Source organism: Chamaesiphon sp. OTE_20_metabat_361, from assembly GCF_031364565.1.
This window is the reverse complement of the sequence record NZ_JANLWO010000812.1, coordinates 1-2,583: the sequence shown is the minus strand read 5'-3', so window position 1 is coordinate 2,583 and position 2,583 is coordinate 1. Positions and strand designations below refer to the sequence as shown.

4 protein-coding genes are annotated in these 2,583 nt (G+C 46.6%); 1 reads left to right on the top strand and 3 read right to left on the bottom strand.

Annotated elements, in window-relative coordinates; genetic code table 11:
- Positions 1 to 39: 39 nt before the first annotated feature.
- Positions 40 to 1,305 (top strand): phosphopyruvate hydratase, encoded by a 1,266-nt coding sequence (gene eno, locus RMO35_RS22810; protein WP_309744639.1) that lies wholly within the window; start codon positions 40 to 42, stop codon positions 1,303 to 1,305.
- A 417-nt stretch (positions 1,306 to 1,722) separates the two neighbouring features.
- On the opposite strand, the gene RMO35_RS22805 is transcribed toward eno, so the two are convergent.
- Genes RMO35_RS22805 through RMO35_RS22795 form a run of 3 tightly spaced genes read right to left on the bottom strand, consistent with a single transcriptional unit; the run spans position 1,723 to position 2,442 of the window.
- A complete protein-coding gene (locus RMO35_RS22805; protein ID WP_309744637.1) occupies positions 1,723 to 1,992 on the bottom strand; it encodes a hypothetical protein in 270 nt (89 codons plus the stop codon).
- 2 nt (positions 1,993 to 1,994) lie between these two features.
- Positions 1,995 to 2,141 (bottom strand): hypothetical protein, encoded by a 147-nt coding sequence (locus tag RMO35_RS22800; RefSeq protein ID WP_309744635.1) that lies wholly within the window; start codon positions 2,139 to 2,141, stop codon positions 1,995 to 1,997.
- A gap of 16 nt (positions 2,142 to 2,157) precedes the next feature.
- Positions 2,158 to 2,442: a hypothetical protein gene (locus RMO35_RS22795; RefSeq protein ID WP_309744633.1), complete on the bottom strand. Its 285-nt coding sequence runs from the start codon at positions 2,440 to 2,442 to the stop codon at positions 2,158 to 2,160.
- Between the last annotated feature and the right edge of the window lie 141 nt (positions 2,443 to 2,583).

Sequence of the window (2,583 nt, the reverse complement as noted above, 5' to 3'; positions counted from 1 at the left end):
GATCGGTCGCGATCGAAAGATGAGGGAATAACTATGAACATGCCAGACATGGCGATTGCAGAAATCAGAGCTAGAGAGATTCTCGATTCTCGCGGTCGTCCGACAGTAGAAGCGGAAGTATACTTAGCCAATGGTGGATTTGGGCTAGCTCAAGTCCCTAGTGGCGCATCCACAGGTAGTTTTGAAGCCCACGAATTACGAGATGACGATCCCAGTCGCTACGGCGGTAAAGGGGTACAGAAAGCTGTCAGCAATATTGAAGACAAAATTGCGCCAGCCTTAGAAGGCATGGATGCTTTCGATCAAATGGCGATCGATCGCGCGATGATCGAGCTAGATGGTACGCCTAATAAGTCTAAATTAGGGGCTAATGCTATTTTAGCGGTATCGCTAGCCAATGCCAAAGCCGTGGCAAATGCCCTGGGAGTCCCACTATATCGTTATCTGGGCGGCCCTTTGGCAAATTTGCTACCCGTTCCATTGATGAATGTGATTAATGGTGGCTCTCACGCTGCAAATAACATCGACTTCCAAGAATTTATGATCGTACCCGTGGGTGCGACTTCCTTCAAGGAAGCGCTCCGCTGGGGAGCCGAAGTCTTTGCCTCTTTGAGCAAAGTTTTGGACGAAAAGGGTCTCCTGACAGGCGTAGGCGATGAAGGCGGCTTTGCGCCCAATCTAGAGTCCAATCAAGCATCCTTAGAGTTGCTGATGGCGGCGATCGAATCTGCTGGCTATAAACCGGGCGAACAAATCGCGCTAGCTCTAGATGTCGCCGCGAGTGAATTTTACAAAGATGGCAACTATATCTATGATGGTAGCAGCCATACTCCAGGCGAATTCATCGACTATTTAGCCGATCTGACGACCAAATATCCGATCGTCTCGATCGAAGATGGGTTGCATGAGGATGACTGGGCAAACTGGCAATTACTCACCCAAAAAATCGGCTCGAAAGTCCAGCTAGTCGGGGACGACTTATTTGTGACTAACTCCGTCCGCTTGCGCCAAGGCATCAAGGAGAAATCAGCCAATGCCATTTTGATTAAACTCAATCAAATCGGTACTCTGACTGAAACCCTCCAAACGATCGATCTCGGTACCCGCAACGGCTTCAAGTCCATCATCAGTCACCGCTCCGGCGAAACTGAAGATACCACGATCGCGGATCTAGCCGTCGCGACTCGCGCGGGACAAATCAAAACGGGTTCTCTCTGTCGCAGCGAACGGGTGGCAAAATATAACCGTCTACTCCGAATCGAGGATGAGTTGGGCGATTTAGCTGTCTATGCTGGATTGGAATAATCGCGATCGATTTTCAATGAAGTAGGAGCAATTCATGGACTGCCCCTACTTCATTGAGATAAGTTTAAACCGCTTAATGGCTGAGGTCGTTGGCAAAGCCTCTCAGAATGAGAATCGAATCTAGCTCAGTTACATTTAGGACATGAAAGTTGGTTTGAGCTAGTGAAATAAAGCAACCAAAGTTCATAAGTATTCTTATTAGTAATATTGCTCTCATTGGCGATTTTTACGAAGGGAAATCGGGGTTTTAAATTTTAATGGAGATAGTTATTAATCTAACTATCTCCATTTTTTTGTTCTATATATCCCAAATAATGAGTCTCTAAAGCTTCTTCGATGATTTGTCCACATCCTTTACCGACCTTGTAAACTTTGAAGACTCTGTACCGTCCACTCCACTGTGTTGTTAGACTGCGCTTATTGACCCCAAAGTACTCGGTAGATACTGGCATCTTCTGGATTCACCTCAACTATCAAATCTCCACCTCGTCGTCCAATATAATCTTTCGCGCCATAGTTCACCCTCCACACCCAGCTACCATCCTGAGAGTGCTGAGTGAGGCTAATGATGCTCTGCATGACATCCACATTCAATTCGCGGGCGCGTTTATTGGCAGCGGCGATTGCTCGTGCTGCCGTGACAGCAACATCATCTTGAAGCACATCTGAACTTAATACTGCACTCATAGTTAATCTCCACTATATAAACCCAAAATCAACGCTGTATCACCAACCTCACTGACCTGTCCATTCGGCTCAATCCAGTAGATTTTTGCCTGAGAGATGACAAATTCACCCACATAAGCAGCTTCCTTCAAATTAGGATCGTCTCTCACAGCGCGCTTATCGGTTTCACTTGGTTCTTGAAGATAATCGCCTCCAGTATTCGGATGAGTATGAAATGACGCTGGCGTTCGCTATCCCTTCAATCTTACACCCTGGATGAGGCGGCACAAAGATGCTGTTTCGATCGCCGACTGCCCATCGCACAACACTAAAATTTCCTCCAGCATCTTTCAGAATAAAGCCGCCTTCTTCGTGTCCACCAGTCAATCCAGGATTAGAGTTTTCCCAAGCTCGTTTTAATTCTGCACAAACTAACGGCTCGTTCAAGATGTCTGTGTATCTTTGGTTCATAGGCTGGAGCGGCTAAAAGATAGCTTGACGGTTATGACAAACCATCCAGTAGCATAACTCGTTTATGATAAAAATTAAGAGAACGCTTTCCACGCCACAATAGACTGTTCGGGCATTTCCTTACTCATCGTCCTCCAAGTC

What these genes read in the sequence shown, in the direction of transcription:
- eno (WP_309744639.1), top strand. Translation starts at nt 40, where the DNA reads ATGCCAGACATGGCGATTGCAGAAATCAGAGCTAGAGAGATTCTCGAT.
- RMO35_RS22805 (WP_309744637.1), bottom strand. Translation starts at nt 1,992, where the DNA reads ATGAGTGCAGTATTAAGTTCAGATGTGCTTCAAGATGATGTTGCTGTC.
- RMO35_RS22795 (WP_309744633.1), bottom strand. Translation starts at nt 2,442, where the DNA reads ATGAACCAAAGATACACAGACATCTTGAACGAGCCGTTAGTTTGTGCA.